Source organism: Paenibacillus sp. FSL H3-0310, from assembly GCF_038002785.1.
Taxonomy (GTDB): Bacteria; Bacillota; Bacilli; order Paenibacillales; family Paenibacillaceae; genus Paenibacillus_AQ; species Paenibacillus_AQ odorifer.
Genome location: NZ_JBBODC010000001.1, coordinates 1,019,197 through 1,036,194 on the forward strand (window position 1 = coordinate 1,019,197; position 16,998 = coordinate 1,036,194).

Consider the following 16,998-nt stretch of genomic DNA (forward strand, 5'->3'; position numbering starts at 1 on the left):
TGGATGGAACCTATTTTACAAGTCAAAGATTTGCATATTTCCTTTTTTGTTAAGGGCGGAGAAGTACAAGCTGTCCGTGGTATGAATTTTGAAATTGGCAAAGGCGAAACGGTTGCCATCGTCGGCGAGTCCGGCAGCGGTAAGAGTGTAACTGCTCAATCGATTATGCGGTTGATCCCTTCTCCACCTTCTAAAGTGAAAAAGGGAGAGATTATTTTTCAAGGACAGAATCTGCTAGACAAAAGCATGAAAGAAATGGAATCTATTCGCGGTAAAGATATTGGCATGATTTTTCAAGACCCGATGACTTCTCTGAACCCAACCATCAAAGTGGGCAAACAGATCACTGAAGTTTTGATTAAACATCAGAAAATGTCAGCGGCCGAAGCGAAAAAGCAAGGTATGGAGATGTTGAAATTAGTAGGCATCAAAAATGCGGAGGCTCGCTTTAACCAATATCCCCACGAATTCTCAGGCGGTATGCGCCAGCGTGTAATGATCGCAATCGCGTTAGCTTGCCGTCCGGCTTTGCTGATAGCAGATGAGCCTACAACAGCTCTAGATGTAACCATTCAGGCGCAGATCATGGAAGTTATGAGAGAGATGCAGCAAAAACTAGGTACCTCCATTATTCTGATTACACATGATCTGGGCGTAGTTGCTGGCATGTGTGATCGGGTGATTGTAATGTATGCAGGTGAGGTTGTGGAGACCGGAACAAGATGGGAAATCTTTAAAAATCCACAACATCCATACACCAAAGGTCTGCTGCGCTCAATGCCGCGTCTGGACCAAAAGAAAGGCGAGCCGCTTATTCCGATCATCGGCACACCGCCAGATCTGATCAAGCCGCCGATCGGCTGTCCGTTCACTGCTCGTTGCAATGAAGCGATGCATGTGTGCGAACAAATCGATCCCGGCGCCACAGAATTCAGCGAAACGCATATGGCGCGTTGCTGGAATCTGCATTCGATGGCCAAGGAGGTGCAGTACTCTTGAGTAAGAACCTAATAGAGGTAGAAGGTCTTAAGAAATATTTTAATGTAGGTAAAGGTAAGGTTCTTAAGGCTGTTGATAATATTAACTTCACGATCCGTGAGGGCGAGACACTTGGGATGGTAGGTGAGTCCGGTTGTGGTAAGACTACTGCTGGACGTACGATTCTTCGCTTGTATGAGCCAACTGCTGGAAGTGTGAAATATAATGGTACAGACATTTATAAATTGCCTGGAAATCAAATGAAGGCTATGCGCCGTGACATGCAAATGATTTTCCAAGATCCGTACGCATCGCTTAACCCGCGGTTTACGGTTTCTGATATCATTGGCGAGGCACTGGACATTCACGGAATGGCTGGCAGCCGTGCAGAACGTAAGAAACGGATTGAAGAACTGCTGGATATGGTTGGTCTTAACCATGACCATGCAACCCGTTATCCGCATGAATTCTCCGGTGGACAACGTCAACGTATCGGGATTGCCCGTTCGTTAGCGGTTAATCCTAAGTTCATCGTTTGTGATGAGCCGATTTCCGCACTTGACGTATCCATTCAAGCTCAGGTCGTTAACTTGCTTAAAGAACTGCAAGATCGTCTTGGATTGACTTATCTTTTCATCGCGCATGATCTGTCCATGGTTAAACATATCAGTGATCGCGTAGCAGTTATGTACTTGGGTAAAATGGTTGAGTTGGCGGAAAGTGAAGAGCTTTATGCAAATCCTATCCACCCTTATACTAAATCCCTATTGTCGGCTATTCCAGTTCCGGATCCGGAAATTGAAGTCAACAAAAAACGTATTCACTTGCATGATGAGCTTGGCAGCCCTATTTATTCTGCTAACGATAAGACCAATGACAGTGACTTTGAATTAGTAGAAGTATCTAAAGGCCACTTTGTCAGCAAAAAATTCGCATAATTTATACTTAGGTTTTCAAAGGCGGGAGCATTATGCTCTCGCCTCTTGTATGTATTTAGGATATTATTTAATGAATTTATAGTATAATTGAACAGTTGGCTGTACCTGTGTTGCTGATATCAAGACATGTTTTACTTTGACGCGGCTCCTGACTTTGGATACAATCATAGAGAGTTTTTACGAACTTGGATTTACATATAACTGCTTAGTAGAACTGGAGGCACTAGCAAATGAATATTGTAACGGAACCGCTCAAGGGTGGATCTGCACTCTCGCGCGACTATATAGATCATTTTGAAAAGGTTAGTCATTTGTACGGTGGGGATTTCCGCAATAAAGAAAGTAGAAGTAGAAGGGCGGAGTGGCTAGACGGCAGAGAAAGCCTTCGTGCCGACCGGACTCAGATTGCTGAGTGTCTGCGTCAATATAATGAAAAGCATAACTCGCATGATGCGGTGATGGCTTCGCTGGCGCTCTTAGAGCAGCCGGGGACATTAGTGGTGACAGGTGGGCAGCAAAGCGGACTATTTACTGGACCCCTGTTAGTGGTATATAAAGCTGCAACTACTATTATGGCGGCAAAAGAAGCAGCTGAACAACTCGGCCGACCGGTAGTTCCTTTATTCTGGATTGCAGGTGAAGATCATGACTGGGATGAAGTGAATCATACGTATGTACTGAATCGTACGCAGGAGATTACTAAGATTAAGATAGAAAAGTCAGAAGAGAAACGCTCCTCAGTAAGTGATATTCGTGTAGAAGAGGAAAGCTGGCAGCAGGTAGTAGAACAGTTAGACGGTCTGCTTCAGGAAAGCGACTTTAAGCCGCAGATTATGGAATTCATTCGCACTTCTTCTTTTAGAGCAGATAGTATGACGGATGCATTTGCCAAGCTGATGGGTTCATTATTTGGTAAATTTGGTCTAATTCTGCTTGATTCTGCTGATCCCAACTTACGTAAGTTAGAACAGCCATTTTTCACTTCGCTAATTATGCAGAATGATGCACTGGAAACAGCGTATATGAATTCTGCTTCTGATATTGTGGGCGCCGGATATGAGCTTCAGGCTGATGTTACAGCTGGCAATGCCAACCTCTTTTATATTCATGAAGGTACACGGCTTCTGCTTCACAAGAAGGACGGAATCTTTACGGATCGCAAGGGACAGGTATCCTTTTCCCGTGATGAATTACTTGAGGAGGTGCAGGCACATCCGGAACGCTTTAGCAATAATGTGCTGACACGTCCACTTATGCAGGATTATGTGTTGCCTGTTCTGGCAACGGTGCTGGGTCAAGGTGAGATTGCTTACTGGGCCATTCCGCGTCGTGCGTTTGAGACCATTGGGGGAGAAATGCCGTTAATTATCCCTAGAATGTCTTTTACAGTCGTAGAAGGTACGCTGCACAAGCATATGGATAAATATCAACTTAGCTTTGAGGATGTAAGACAAGGACTGGATCATAAAAGACATGAATGGCTGGCCGCACAGGATGAGCTGGGGATAGAACGTCGTTTTGAAGAAACCAAGACCTCATTCGCCGCTATGTACGAACCGCTTATTGAGCAGCTTGGAACGGTTCAGGCAGGTCTGCTTAAGCTGGGGAATAACAATAAAGAGAAGATTCTAGATCAAATTACTTTTTTACAGGCGAAAGCCCAAGATGCAATGGCAAAACAGAACGAAGCTGCAATCCGGCAATGGGAGCGAATCGAGCTGTCGTTAATGCCACTGGGTAAACTGCAGGAAAGAGTGTACAATATCATGTATTACTTGAACCGGTACGGACTTGCTTGGCTGGATGAGTTAATGACGGTTGAACCGGATTACAGTGGAACACATCGCATCATTTATATGTAATGGAAGTATCGCTTTCCACAAAACTAAGCTTTTGCTTACGAAGTGAGTTTTGTACGAAGCAGATTCAATGTAGTAACGCTCACAAAACAAAGCGTATGCTTACGGAGCAAGTTTTATTGCGAAGTGGATCATAGAAGTATAGCTCCATAAAACTTTTAGGAGGTTTCATAATGAGTTCATCTAAACAAAATAGTATCGTGGCTGATATGTCACTCGCACCGGAAGGGCATTTGAAAATCGACTGGGTTCGCCAGCATATGCCGGTACTGAACCGTATTCGTGAGCAGTTTGAAGCAGAACAGCCATTTAAAGGTCTGAAAGTATCGATCACATTGCATTTGGAAGCTAAAACCGCTTATTTGGCGAAGGTTGTCAAAGCTGGTGGTGCAGATGTAACCATTACAGGTTCGAATCCACTATCTACACAGGATGATGTATGTGCAGCGCTTGTGGAGGATGGAATCACAGTATTTGCTAAATACAATCCGTCTCCTGAAGAATTTAAAGCCCTTAATATCAAAGCACTGGAGAGCAAACCGGACTTGATTATTGATGACGGTGGGGATTTTGCTACATTGCTGCATTCGGAGCGTCCTGATCTGATGGAGAATATTCGCGGGGGTGCTGAAGAAACAACTACCGGGATTATTCGTTTAAAAGCTCTGCAAAAGCAAGGCGTATTGAAGTTCCCAATGGTCGCGGTTAATGATGCCTACTGCAAATATTTGTTTGATAACCGTTATGGCACTGGCCAATCGGCATGGGATGGAATTATTCGCACAACCAACCTTATCGTAGCGGGCAAAACAGTAGTTGTTGTCGGTTACGGCTGGTGTGGTAAAGGTGTTGCCATGCGCGCCAAAGGACTTGGAGCAAAAGTGGTTGTCACAGAAGTTGATGCGATTAAAGCCGTTGAAGCACATATGGACGGTTTTGAAGTAATGCCAATGCTGGAAGCAGCTAAGGTTGGTGATTTCTTCGTTACAGTAACTGGTAACCGTTATGTAATTCGCGGTGAACATTATGATGTGATGAAGGATGGAGCAATCATGTGCAACGCGGGCCATTTCGACGTTGAAGTGAATAAGCCTGAGCTGTCGGAAAGATCCGTATCCCAACGTACCGTTCGCAAAAATATCGAAGAGTACCAGCTTCGTGACGGACGTAAATTATATCTGCTTGCCGAAGGCAGACTTGTAAATCTGGGTGCTGCTGATGGTCACCCTGCTGAAATTATGGATACAACCTTTGCACTCCAGGCACTGTCGCTGAAATATGTAAATGATAATTATAAGAGCATTGGCGTAAAAGTTGAAAATGTTCCTTATGAGCTGGATGAGCAAGTAGCACGTTATAAGCTGGAAAGTCTGGGCATTAACATCGATAGCCTCACTCCGGCACAAGTGGATTATTTGGACAGCTGGAATTTGAACGATTAATAACCGAACGCATAACAATAAAGTGTATTAACCAGTGTACCTTGAACTGAAGCAACTTTTTTAACAAAGCCATGCAACGGACAAGATTCCGATTGTATGGCTTTTTTCTGTGGAGAAATGTTTTTCGGGAAACGAGCTATCTGATTTAGGAAAAATTTCCTTGGCCAGAAAAAGGTTTTTGATTTTTAATGGCGAATCTATTATGCTTAAGTGGTGAAAAGTGGGGTAAAGTGGGGATTCGGGGATTAGGGGTGGGAAAAAGGATGTTCATGGGAGAGTATCAACACAGCATTGACGACAAAGGCCGAATCATTATTCCGGCTAAACTCCGTGAATTGCTCGGAACCTCCTTCGTGACGACCCGCGGCCTAGACTCCTGCCTGTTTGTTTATCCCATGGAAGAATGGGCAATCATGGAACAAAAGCTTAAAAGCCTTTCGCTGATGAAATCAGATGCCCGCGCATTTAGCCGCTTTTTTTTCTCAGGTGCAACTGAATGTGTTTGGGATAAGCAGGGAAGGGTAAATCTGCCGGCCAATTTACGGCAGTATGCCAAACTGGACAAAGACTGTGTCATTCTGGGCGTTTCGAACCGGGTGGAAATCTGGAACAAAGAGCTTTGGGAACAGTACTTCGAACAGTCCGAGGAATCGTTCAACGAAATCGCTGAGAAATTGGTGGATTTCAATTTTGATCTATAAAACACAATAACGAATACTGTCCTGGAGGGATGCAGCTTGTTTCACCACATCACGGTGCTTAAGGAAGAAGCGACAGAAGGGCTGCACATCAAAAAAGACGGAATCTATGTAGATTGCACTCTCGGTGGAGCGGGTCACAGCTCACTTATCGCTTCAAAGCTTAGCGGCGAAGGCCGTTTAATCTGTTTGGATCAAGATGATTGGGCTTTGGAGAACGCAAAAGAAAGATTAGCGGAATACGGAGACAAGGTTGTGACGATTAAGACTAACTTCCGTGATCTGGAGAGTGTACTTAAGGATGTGCCCTTTGTGCCACAAACAGATGGTATTCCCCAAGTAGATGGAGTGCTCTTTGATCTTGGCGTATCCTCTCCCCAGTTTGACGAAGGGGAACGAGGCTTTAGTTACAATCATGATGCTCCGCTGGACATGCGCATGGATCAGTCAGCACTTTTGACGGCTGCTGAAATTGTGAATACATGGTCCGAGCAGGAGATTGCCCGTGTTCTTTTCCAATATGGAGAAGAGAAATTCTCGCGGAGAATCGCTAGAAAAATTGTAGACAGAAGAGAAGAAGCTCCTATTGAGACAACAGGAGAATTAGCAGAACTGATCAAGGAAGGTATCCCGGCAGCTGCTCGAAGAACAGGAGGGCATCCCGCTAAACGTAGCTTTCAAGGATTAAGGATTGCTGTGAATGACGAATTGGGTGCTTTTGAAGAAGGGCTACATAGTGCAGTACGTTGCCTTGCACCAGGAGGCAGAGTATCCGTCATCACCTTTCATTCGCTCGAAGACCGAATTTGCAAGCAAATTTTTAGCAGCTATTTAAGCAGATGTACATGCCCGCCTGACTTTCCGTTTTGCGTATGCGGCGCGAAAGGCACGCTTAAGTTAATCAATCGTAAACCGCTTGTGCCTTCTGAAGAAGAGCTTGAGCTTAATACCCGAGCCCGCTCAGCTAAGCTGCGCATTGCAGAAAAATTGTAATTGACGATAAAGGAGAGTCAGAGATGGCCTATACCCGCGGCAATTTAGCAGTTCAGCCCAAAAGAAAAGAAGAGGTAAACCCCCTTTACCGCGAGAAGACAAAAGTAGTTACCAGACGAAGAGTACTTCCGCTGCAAGAGAAACTTTTGTATATGCTGACGCTAGGAGTATGCGTTCTGGTGGCGATCACCCTGATTTCACGTTACGTCCAAATTTATGATTTGAACTTGCAGGCTCAGAAATTAGATCAGGATATTGCAACAGCCAAGAAGCAGATTTCTACGTATCAGATGGAAAAGCAGAATCTAGAGCAGAAAGTCGCCCAAAAAGCACGGGATCTTGGTTATGTGTCCCCGGATGAGAATGCAACAATCTATATTCCGGCAAGCTCGGCAACGACTCCAGGTGATAATTAGTGAGCGATTGGCAAGATCGCAATAAAAAAAGTTGTGAGGTTCGCTTATGCTGAAAAGAATAAAACTTCGCACGCTGTTTATAGGAGGGTGTATTACCCTCTTTTTTCTTGTTTTGATCGTTAGAGTGTTCTGGATTCAAGTTATGCAAGGTGAGGAATGGCAGGAAAAGGCCGCCACACTTTGGGCGCATTCCTCAACTATCAAAGCGGAGCGAGGTACGATTTCTGACCGTAACGGGAGTGTGCTCGCTAGCGATGTCCCTGCTTATACCGTGGTGGTGAATCCTGAAGTGATTCAACAACAAGGCATCGGGGAAGAGGTCATCACAGGATTACACGAATTGCTCGGCAAACCAGAGGATGAGCTGCGTAAGCTGGTTGAAGCGAAGGACGAAAAGACGGGTGCTTACCTCAAGAACCGTGAGATTCGTAATGAAGGCTGGAAGATTGATCAGGAGCTTGCCGATAAGGTGAAAGAATTTTATGTAGCCCTAGGTAAAGAACATAAAATTCAAGAGACCGGTATTGGGCTTGTTAGAGAGCAGAAACGATATTATCCAAAAGATGAATTAGCTGCACATATCTTAGGTTATACAGATAGGGACGGCAATGCTATCATGGGACTGGAAAAATACTTTGATACGGAGCTTAAGGGTGCCGATGGCAAGCTGCTTTATCAAAGTGACGGTCAAGGGGTAAAATTGCCGGATTCACAAGATACCTATAAGCCAGTAGTAAATGGAAGTAATTTCAAGCTTACAATCGATAGTACGATCCAGCATTATATAGAAGAGGCCATGCAAAAGGCGTATGCGCAATATAAGCCAAAAAGTATGAGTGTCATTGCTGCTGATCCGAACACGATGGAGATTTTGGGATTAGCCAATATGCCTACCTATAATCCAAATGAATTTTGGAAGACCGGGGCCGATGGGGCGGGATTCTATAATCATGCTATTAAATCTAAATACGAGCCTGGTTCCACTTTCAAAATTGTAACGCTTGCCGCCGCAGTAGAAGAGAAGCTTTTTGATCCTGTTGCGACATTTTTGTCCGGGTCCATCCGGATAAAGGGATATAGTAAAGCACTGCATGATATTAATCATGCTGGATGGGGGCAAATCAGTTTTCTTGAAGGTGTGAAACGTTCTAGTAACGTTCTATTCGTTAAGCTATATGAAATGCTCGGACAGGACAAGCTATTACAGTATATCAATGATTTTGGCTTCAATGAGAAAACGGGAATCGATCTGCCGGGAGAAGTAAGCGGGGTAGTTAACCCTAACCTTGGACGTCCTATAGAAATTGCGACACTCGCATATGGACACGGTAAAGTGCTAGTAACCCCACTTCAACAGCTAGTTGCCGTATCTGCTATAGCTAATGGGGGGAAGTTGATGACTCCGTATGTAGTTAAGGAGGTCACAAACCCTAACACTGGTGAGACAAAGGTTACTCAGCCTAGTGTAGTGCGTCAGGTGATTGATGAGGAAAGCGCCAAGAAAACGGGTGAATATTTGGAGCAGGTTGTTGCTGACCAAGTAAAAGGAACAGGCCGCAACGCTTATATTGACGGCTATCGCGTGGCAGGTAAGACAGGAACGGCTATCAAGGTTGAAGGTAAGGATTATGTGAAATCCAAAGTACTTGTCTCCTTTATTGGTTATGCTCCTGTTGATGATCCAAAGATCGCTGTTATTGTCATTATTGACGAACCGAACGTTGAGGTTGGCGGCGGTAAGGCAGCTGCTCCAGTATTTAAAGAGATTGTATCCCAGTCTCTGCAATACATGGGAGTACCTAAGCTGGCGTCTGAGGCTAGTGATAGCAGCAGTAAAAAGCCGGCTAAGACTGAAACAGTCGCACTTCGGACTACACCAGATCTAACAGACAAGACGATGAAGGAAGCAAGAGAAGCACTTTTGGATCAAGGCTTCGATTATGTAGTGGTCGGTGAAGGATCTACTGTAGAGAGTCAATATCCTGAGGCAGGTACTAAGCTTGCTACAGGGCAACGGATCTATTTATTAAGTTCGCAGGGGGCTCAGCCTACCATTCCAGATTTAAAAGGGGAATCCCTGCGTGATGCACTTGAAATTCTAACTCTACTAAAAGTAGAGATTGCGGTAGACGGTGAAGGTTACGTCTCAGAACAGATTGTAGGAACGCAAAATGGCAAGACCTTGGTCACTTTGAAAATGAAGCCATTAAATGATTATGGCGAAGATATTCCCGTGGCCCCGCCTGCTGATGAGGGGACAGATTCCGAGAGCGGAACATAGCTTGTTCTAACCCCTGTTTGTCCCGAATAGTCATGAAGATAAGAGCTCATGTCTATTGTTGAAAGTGGGGGAGAACGGAATGAAGGTTTCCAAAGTCGTAACACGGCGGAGAATGCTGTGGACATTGCTGGGACTGGCAGTGTTATTCGGTTCGCTGGTCGTGCGTCTTGCGTATGTGCAATTATCTCAAGGCGAGGAATTGACTGCGAAGGTAGAAGATTCCTTGCGCCGCAATATTCCTTTTACCGCTAAACGTGGTGAAATTATGGATCGTGAAGGTGTGCCGCTCGTTTCTAATATCACCACACCTACAGTGTATGCAGTACCGGTGCAGGTAAAAGAGAAGCAAAAGACAGCACAGCAATTAGCTCCACTGCTTGGGATGACTGAGGAGAAGCTGATGACATTGCTGTCCAAAAAAGAAATGTCGGTGAAACTTCAGCCCGGCGGCCGCAAAATTACGATGGATCTTGCCGCGAGCATCCGTGATTTGCAGCTGCCGGGCATCGTTGTCGCTGAGGATAGCAAAAGGTATTACCCTTACGGCGATTTAGCCGCGCATATTCTAGGCTTCACAGGTATAGATAACCAGGGCATTACAGGAGTAGAGAGTATATATGACAATCTGCTCAAAGGCATAGCCGGTAATATTTCTTATTTGTCTGATGCAGGTGGAAGACTTATGCCTGGCTCATCTGAGAAATATTCTGCCCCTCAAGACGGACTTAATCTGCAGCTGACGATTGATAAACAGATCCAGTCCATTATGGAACGTGAGCTTGATCAGGCTATGGTGAAATATCAGGCGCAGGGTGCTTGGGCTATAGCTATGAATCCGAAGAATGGTGAGATACTAGCCATGGCTAGCAGACCGGGGTATGAACCAGCATCATACAAGGAATATGATGCGCAGATTTACAACCGGAATCTGCCTATCTGGATGACCTATGAACCTGGTTCAACGTTCAAAATCATCACTCTGGCTGCTGCGCTGCAGGAAGGTAAAGTAGATCTTCAGAACGATCATTTCTATGATCCGGGTTTTATCGAGGTGGCGGGGGCAAAGCTGCGCTGCTGGAAAAAGGGCGGTCATGGTAGTCAAACCTTTCTACAGGTAGTTGAGAACTCTTGTAACCCTGGGTTTGTCGCCTTAGGGCAACGGCTGGGAAAAGAATCACTTTTCAAATATATTAGGGATTTTGGTTTTGGCAGCAAAACGGGAATTGATCTGAATGGGGAAGCTAATGGTATTCTGTTCAAGCTTAATCAAGTAGGTCCGGTAGAGCTTTCGACTACAGCCTTTGGTCAAGGGGTTTCGGTTACGCCTATTCAGCAGATTGCTGCGGTATCCGCGGCTATCAACGGCGGTAATCTCTATAAACCGCATGTAACAAAAGCATGGGTTAATCCGGTTACTGGAGAGACTGTATCAGAGGTGAAGCCAGAGCTTGTGCGGCAGGTCATTTCGGAGGAGACATCCAAGAAGGTGCGGGCAGCACTTGAGAGCGTGGTTGCCAAAGGCACAGGACGGCCGGCTTTTATTGACGGCTATCGTGTAGGTGGCAAGACGGGTACTGCACAGAAGGTTGTAAATGGACGTTATTCTCCAACAGAGCACATTGTTTCTTTTATTGGCTTTGCGCCAGCGGATGATCCTCAGATCGTTGTGTACACTGCCGTGGATAATCCGAAAGGGATTCAATTTGGGGGTGTGGTTGCAGCTCCAATCGTGCAAAATATTTTGGAAGACTCGCTGCACTATATGAAGGTTCCGGAGCGCAGTGATCAGCTTCCCAAAACTTATAAGTATGGCGAAACTCCGATAGTGACCGTACCTGATCTTACCGGAGCAACGGTGCAGGATATCTATGAGGATTTAAATATGAATTTTAATCTTGCACGTTCAGGCACAGGAAATACGGTCATCAATCAAGCTCCTAAGGCTGGGGCCAGAGTAGAACAGGGCTCAACCATCAGGATTTATATGGGAGCATCTAGTGAATAATGATTAAGGTATAAGGTTTCAGCTCGTATCCGAAAATGTAGAGTGAGGGATTACTATGAAAGTTAACGAATTATCTGCTTGTCTTGCTACTTCGCAACTATACGGGGATGGAGATGTGGAGATTACTGATCTTCAGACGGATTCCCGCCGTGTAGGCCCGGGAGATCTATTCATCTGTTTGCCTGGCCACACCGTGGACGGGCACAAATATGCGCCGCAAGCAGTAGCCTCCGGAGCGGCGGCTATTGTATGTGAGCACAAGCTGGAGCTTGATATCCCGCAGATTGTTGTAGATGACTGCCGGTTTGCGATGTCTGTCATGTCGAATGCATTCTTTGGCTCACCTAGCAGCCGGATGAGAATGATCGGGGTGACGGGCACAAACGGCAAAACAACAACGACTTATCTCATTGAGCGGATTATGCAGGATCAGAATATGAAGACAGGTCTGATTGGAACGATTCAAATGCGCTATGACGGCAAAAGCTACCCTATGTCAGGCACAACTCCAGAATCGCTAGATCTGCAGCGTTCCCTTCATGATATGGCTTCCAAAGGTGTGGAATGTTGCGTAATGGAAGTATCCTCTCACGCACTTCAGCAAGGACGTGTGAAGGGTGCGGACTTCCGTACGGCAATTTTTACGAACTTAACCCAAGATCATCTGGATTATCATCATACAATGGAGGAGTATCGGGCGGTTAAAGGGCTCTTTTTCTCCAGATTGGGAAATGTGATCTCTCCGTGGAAGGAAGAACGCAAATATGCGGTGTTGAACGCGGATGATGAAGCCAGTCAATATTTTGCAGCCCAAACTGCGGCGGAAGTGATTACATATGGCATTGATAACAACGCTAATGTCCGAGCTTCGCAAATATCGATCACTGCAAAAGGAACTTTTTTCCATGTAGATACGTTTAAGGGGAAGACGGACATTTCGCTCCGTATGGTTGGTAAGTTCAACGTCTACAATGCACTCGCGGCGATTACAGCTGCTTTATTGGAAGATGTCTCTCTGGCTGATATCAAGACTAGTCTTGAGGCAATCGATGGTGTAGCTGGACGGGTGGAGTCAGTGGACGAAGGTCAGGAATTTGCTGTTATCGTTGACTACGCACATACACCAGACGGGCTAGAGAATGTATTAAAAACGGTCTGCGAATTTGCTACCGGCAAAGTGCTTACAGTGTTTGGCTGTGGCGGTGACAGAGACCGGACGAAACGTCCATTAATGGGGAAGATCGCTGCACGATATAGCGACATGGTATTCGTAACTTCTGACAACCCCCGGACGGAGGACCCTCAACTAATCTTGAAGGATATAGAAGCAGGACTAGTAGAGGATGGAGTCACCTCTGACCGGTATCATATGATTGTTGATCGCCGAGAAGCTATCGGGAAGGCTATTGAAATGGCAAGCCCTGGCGATGTAGTATTGATTGCGGGGAAAGGTCATGAGACCTATCAACTGATTGGCGGAGTGGTTCATGATTTCGATGACCGCATCGTCGCTAAAGAAGTTATAAGGGGCCGAAACTATTGATTACAAGAACGCTTGAAAATATTGCTGCCATGTGCGCAGGGGAACCTGCTGCTGTCGAAGCTATGAATACAACCCTTACGGGAGTCGTTACCGACTCCCGTAAGATCACACCCGGCTGCCTGTTTGTGCCTCTATCTGGAGACAAATTCGATGGTCACCATTATGCTGCCGCAGCACTGGCTGCTGGTGCGGGTGCAACCTTGTGGCAACGCGATAAAGGACCGGTACCTGAAGGTGGCGGAGTTATTATTGTTGAAGATACGCTAGAGGCTCTTCAGAAGTTGTCCGCTGCTTATCTGAAGGAAGTGGCTCCGCAGGTTGTCGCTGTTACGGGCAGCAACGGGAAAACAACAACAAAAGATATCATTATGTCTCTGCTTGAAGTGCAGTTCAAAGTGCACAAAACAGCGGGGAATTTCAATAATCATATCGGTCTTCCGCTTACTATTTTATCCATGGCTGAGGATACAGAGATCGCTGTACTTGAAATGGGGATGAGCTCGCGGGGAGAAATTGCTCTGCTGGCTTCTTTGGCTGAACCAGACGTAGCGGTAATTACTAATGTAGGCGAGTCGCATTTACTGCAGCTGGGGTCACGTAAAGAAATAGCCCGCGCCAAGCTGGAGATTGCTGAAGGGCTGAAGCCGGGGGGATTGCTGATTTATAATGGTGACGAACCGCTGCTGACTGAGGTAATGCAAGAGTCCACTTTTAAGGCTCCAGAAGGGATGAGAACCTTCCGATTTGGTCTAAATGAGGATAATGATGATTATCCAACAGGGATGATGTCCCATACTGGTGGCATGACGTTCACGTCAAGCCGTCATAAGGAACATGCTTTTACATTACCGCTGCCAGGTCAGCATAACGTTGTTAACGCTCTGGCTGCACTAGCGGTTGCTCGTCATTTTGGGGTTACGGAGCAGAATATGAAGGACGGTCTGAGCAAGCTCAAGTTGACGGGCATGCGGATTGAAGTGATTCGGACTTCCTCCGGACTTACGCTTTTAAACGATGCTTATAATGCCAGCCCTACTTCTATGAAGGCGGCTATAGATGTCCTGCAATCTATGAAATGCAGTGGCAATAAAATCGCTGTGCTCGGGGACATGCTGGAACTTGGGCCGGAGGAAGTAGAATTTCATCAAGAAATAGGCTACTACCTTGACCCTTCCTTAACTGATTTTGTATGTACTTACGGACCATTGTCTGTTCATATTGCCAAAGCAGCAGAAGAGAAATTCGGCAAAGAGCGCGTCAAAGCTTTTACAGATAAAGCGGAACTAACCGCTGTCCTTCTAGAGAAATGCAGTGCTAAGGATATTGTTCTATTTAAAGGATCAAGAGGGATGAAGCTCGAGGAAGTGCTTCAGAGCCTAAATAAAGATATTCAACAGACCTAAATCATTGGAGGGGGTGTACCCATGGATTATCAACTATTGTTATTGACTATTGCTGTTTCCTTTATCCTTGCGGTCATTGCCGCTCCGCTCTTCATTCCGCTTCTGCGCAGGATGAAATTCGGACAGCAGGTGCGAGATGACGGACCGCAAACCCATTTGAAGAAAGCGGGAACGCCGACTATGGGCGGTATCGTGATTATCGTAGCTTTTACCTTGTCTTATCTGAAATTTTCTGTGGTGAATACAGATTTTTATGTACTGCTTGTAGCTACGCTTGGTTTTGGATTGATCGGATTTTTGGATGACTATATCAAAATTGTGTTTAAGCGTTCCTTAGGGCTCACAGCACGTCAAAAGTTATTTGGACAGCTGCTGGTTGGTGCTTTAATGTGCGGTCTTCTGATCTATGCCGGACACAGTACAAGTATCAGCGTTCCAGGTACTGATTTCAGCTTTGATTGGGGTGGCTGGTTCTATTATCCATTCATCATTATTATGATGATGGCAGTGACGAATGCCGTTAACTTTACAGATGGAGTCGATGGACTGTTGTCTGGGGTTAGCGCCATTGCTTTGGCAGCATACGCGGTGGTGGCAATGCAGGCTACGTCTATTGCGGCAGGTGTATGTGCTGCGGCAATGATTGGTGCTGTACTTGGCTTTCTTGTGTTTAATGCCCACCCTGCTAAAGTATTTATGGGGGATACGGGTTCGTTTGGTATTGGTGGCGCGATAGGTGCTATTGCTATTGTCACGAAGAGTGAGCTGCTGTTTCTCATCATTGGCGGTGTTTTTGTAATTGAAATGTTGTCCGTTGTGATTCAAGTCGTTTCATTTAAAACCCGTGGCAAACGTGTATTCAGAATGAGCCCGATTCACCATCATTTTGAGCTTGGTGGCTGGTCGGAGTGGCGTGTGGTAATTTCGTTCTGGGCGGTTAGCTTGGTGTTGGCTGCTGTGGGACTATTTATTAGCAAGGGGTTGTAGAGAATGAAACATCCAGATAAGTATCGTGGTGAAGAAGTTGTGGTTCTTGGGCTTGCTAAAAGCGGTGTCCAGGTGGCTAAAGTGCTGCATGAACGCGGCGCTGTAGTTACGGTGAACGATAAAAAGGAAAGAGATCAAAGTCCCGAAGCTTCCGAATTGGAATCTTTGGGAATTTGTGTTATATGCGGTGGGCATCCGGAAGGTCTTATTCATGAAGGTGTAAGTCTGGTAATCAAGAATCCAGGCATTCCTTATTCTGCGCCCCCTGTACAAAAGGCAATTGAGCTTGGAATTGAAGTGGTCACAGAGGTAGAGGTGGCTTATCGACTTTGTGCAGCGCCGGTGATCGGGATCACGGGTTCCAATGGTAAGACGACAACGACGACCTGGGTAGGCCATATGCTGGAAGCTGCGGGAATGAACCCTATAGTTGCGGGCAACATTGGTACGCCTCTCTGTCAGGCTGCACAAGAGGCTACAAAGGATGATTGGATGGTAGTTGAGCTTAGCAGCTTTCAACTTAAAGGTACGGAGACCTTCCGCCCTAAGATAGGCTGTCTGCTGAATATTGCAGAGACCCATCTGGATTATCATGGAAGCATGAAAGATTATGTGGATTCCAAAACCAAGCTGTTCGCTAATCAATTAGCTACGGATACAGCAGTGCTGAACTGGGATGATCCTGTCTGCCGGGAACTTGTACCCTATATGAAGGCTTCGATTCTTCCATTCTCCTTGTTTGAGGAGCTGCCTCATGGAGTATTTGTTAGCCCGTCCTACATTACGGGGCAAGATGATGAGCTGAAGCGCCACATTATCTATCGCGAATCTGCGGACAAGGAAACGATAATCGCGGATGTAGATTCCATCGCCCTTCCGGGTCGCTTTAATGTGGGGAATGCGCTGGCTGCCTGTGGTATTGCTATTGCCGCTGGAGCTGCCCCCTCTTTATTAAGCGGAGTGCTTTCTTCTTTTCGCGGTGTGGAGCACCGGCTGGAGTATGTAGCTGATAAGGCTGGAGCCGCTTATTATAACAATTCCAAAGCAACGAACTCCAAAGCGACAATTACGGCTTTGACATCGTTTCAGCGGCCGGTGGTATTGATCGCTGGCGGATTAGACCGTGGCTCCGATTATATGGAGCTGCTGCCTGTCCTGAGCGGACGCGTCAAAGCTTTGGTGGCGTTAGGACAAACCAAGGACAAGCTAATAAATGTAGCACAGCTGGCAGGATTAAAGCAGATTATCTCCGTCGATAATGGGGAGAGCGCCGCCGCCGTGCTGCAAGCAGCTGTGCGGGAAGCTTCCGCTCTGGCGGAAGAAGGAGATATCGTTCTCCTGTCTCCTGCATGTGCTAGTTGGGATATGTTTACATCCTATGAAGAGCGCGGGTGTATTTTTAAAGAGGCGGTGCATAACCTTTAAGTAGGGGGGTGGATAAGCCCCTACTACGGA

The 16,998-nt window shown here is 46.1% G+C and carries 13 protein-coding genes; all 13 read left to right on the forward strand.

Annotation, left to right across the window (positions count from 1 at the left end; translation table 11 throughout):
- Positions 1-3: 3 nt before the first annotated feature.
- The 13 genes from MHH63_RS04595 to murD all read left to right on the forward strand — a co-directional run bounded on the left by MHH63_RS04595 (position 4) and on the right by murD (position 16,968).
- Positions 4-999 carry an ABC transporter ATP-binding protein gene (locus tag MHH63_RS04595; RefSeq protein WP_036683686.1) on the forward strand — a complete coding sequence of 332 codons (996 nt, stop codon included), beginning with the start codon at positions 4-6 and terminating at the stop codon, positions 997-999.
- Positions 996-1,916, forward strand: coding sequence for an ABC transporter ATP-binding protein (locus MHH63_RS04600; protein WP_036683682.1), 921 nt, complete (start codon positions 996-998; stop codon positions 1,914-1,916). The genes MHH63_RS04595 and MHH63_RS04600 overlap by 4 nt, the downstream gene beginning before the upstream one ends.
- Positions 1,917-2,146: 230 nt before the next feature.
- Complete coding sequence (bshC, locus tag MHH63_RS04605; RefSeq protein WP_076129044.1) at positions 2,147-3,778, forward strand: bacillithiol biosynthesis cysteine-adding enzyme BshC; 1,632 nt, start codon at positions 2,147-2,149, stop codon at positions 3,776-3,778.
- Positions 3,779-3,945: 167 nt separating this feature from the next.
- The gene (locus MHH63_RS04610; protein ID WP_170914265.1) at positions 3,946-5,217 is read left to right on the forward strand and encodes an adenosylhomocysteinase; all 1,272 of its coding nucleotides are present in this window, start codon (positions 3,946-3,948) and stop codon (positions 5,215-5,217) included.
- 263 nt (positions 5,218-5,480) lie between these two features.
- Positions 5,481-5,918: a division/cell wall cluster transcriptional repressor MraZ gene (gene mraZ / locus MHH63_RS04615; RefSeq protein ID WP_036683674.1), complete on the forward strand. Its 438-nt coding sequence runs from the start codon at positions 5,481-5,483 to the stop codon at positions 5,916-5,918.
- A 36-nt stretch (positions 5,919-5,954) separates the two neighbouring features.
- On the forward strand, positions 5,955-6,908 hold the full coding sequence (rsmH, locus tag MHH63_RS04620; protein ID WP_036683671.1) for a 16S rRNA (cytosine(1402)-N(4))-methyltransferase RsmH: 954 nt from the start codon (positions 5,955-5,957) through the stop codon (positions 6,906-6,908).
- A gap of 23 nt (positions 6,909-6,931) precedes the next feature.
- Complete coding sequence (locus MHH63_RS04625; RefSeq protein ID WP_036683668.1) at positions 6,932-7,324, forward strand: septum formation initiator family protein; 393 nt, start codon at positions 6,932-6,934, stop codon at positions 7,322-7,324.
- Between the two features lie 46 nt (positions 7,325-7,370).
- Positions 7,371-9,605, forward strand: a complete 2,235-nt coding sequence (locus MHH63_RS04630; RefSeq protein WP_341171258.1) for a penicillin-binding transpeptidase domain-containing protein — start codon at positions 7,371-7,373, stop codon at positions 9,603-9,605.
- Between the two features lie 79 nt (positions 9,606-9,684).
- Positions 9,685-11,610, forward strand: a complete 1,926-nt coding sequence (locus MHH63_RS04635) for a stage V sporulation protein D (protein WP_076129053.1) — start codon at positions 9,685-9,687, stop codon at positions 11,608-11,610.
- Positions 11,611-11,665: 55 nt separating this feature from the next.
- On the forward strand, positions 11,666-13,153 hold the full coding sequence (locus MHH63_RS04640) for a UDP-N-acetylmuramoyl-L-alanyl-D-glutamate--2,6-diaminopimelate ligase (protein ID WP_038572864.1): 1,488 nt from the start codon (positions 11,666-11,668) through the stop codon (positions 13,151-13,153).
- A complete protein-coding gene (locus tag MHH63_RS04645) occupies positions 13,150-14,556 on the forward strand; it encodes a UDP-N-acetylmuramoyl-tripeptide--D-alanyl-D-alanine ligase (protein ID WP_036683655.1) in 1,407 nt (468 codons plus the stop codon). The genes MHH63_RS04640 and MHH63_RS04645 overlap by 4 nt, the downstream gene beginning before the upstream one ends.
- Positions 14,557-14,577: 21 nt before the next feature.
- A complete protein-coding gene (gene mraY, locus MHH63_RS04650) occupies positions 14,578-15,543 on the forward strand; it encodes a phospho-N-acetylmuramoyl-pentapeptide-transferase (protein ID WP_036683653.1) in 966 nt (321 codons plus the stop codon).
- Positions 15,544-15,546: 3 nt separating this feature from the next.
- Complete coding sequence (gene murD, locus MHH63_RS04655; RefSeq protein WP_341171259.1) at positions 15,547-16,968, forward strand: UDP-N-acetylmuramoyl-L-alanine--D-glutamate ligase; 1,422 nt, start codon at positions 15,547-15,549, stop codon at positions 16,966-16,968.
- Positions 16,969-16,998: the final 30 nt, after the last annotated feature.

What these genes read in the sequence shown, in the direction of transcription:
- bshC (WP_076129044.1), top strand. Translation starts at nt 2,147, where the DNA reads ATGAATATTGTAACGGAACCGCTCAAGGGTGGATCTGCACTCTCGCGC.
- MHH63_RS04595 (WP_036683686.1), top strand. Translation starts at nt 4, where the DNA reads ATGGAACCTATTTTACAAGTCAAAGATTTGCATATTTCCTTTTTTGTT.
- MHH63_RS04630 (WP_341171258.1), top strand. Translation starts at nt 7,371, where the DNA reads ATGCTGAAAAGAATAAAACTTCGCACGCTGTTTATAGGAGGGTGTATT.
- mraY (WP_036683653.1), top strand. Translation starts at nt 14,578, where the DNA reads ATGGATTATCAACTATTGTTATTGACTATTGCTGTTTCCTTTATCCTT.
- murD (WP_341171259.1), top strand. Translation starts at nt 15,547, where the DNA reads ATGAAACATCCAGATAAGTATCGTGGTGAAGAAGTTGTGGTTCTTGGG.
- MHH63_RS04625 (WP_036683668.1), top strand. Translation starts at nt 6,932, where the DNA reads ATGGCCTATACCCGCGGCAATTTAGCAGTTCAGCCCAAAAGAAAAGAA.
- mraZ (WP_036683674.1), top strand. Translation starts at nt 5,481, where the DNA reads ATGTTCATGGGAGAGTATCAACACAGCATTGACGACAAAGGCCGAATC.
- MHH63_RS04635 (WP_076129053.1), top strand. Translation starts at nt 9,685, where the DNA reads ATGAAGGTTTCCAAAGTCGTAACACGGCGGAGAATGCTGTGGACATTG.
- MHH63_RS04640 (WP_038572864.1), top strand. Translation starts at nt 11,666, where the DNA reads ATGAAAGTTAACGAATTATCTGCTTGTCTTGCTACTTCGCAACTATAC.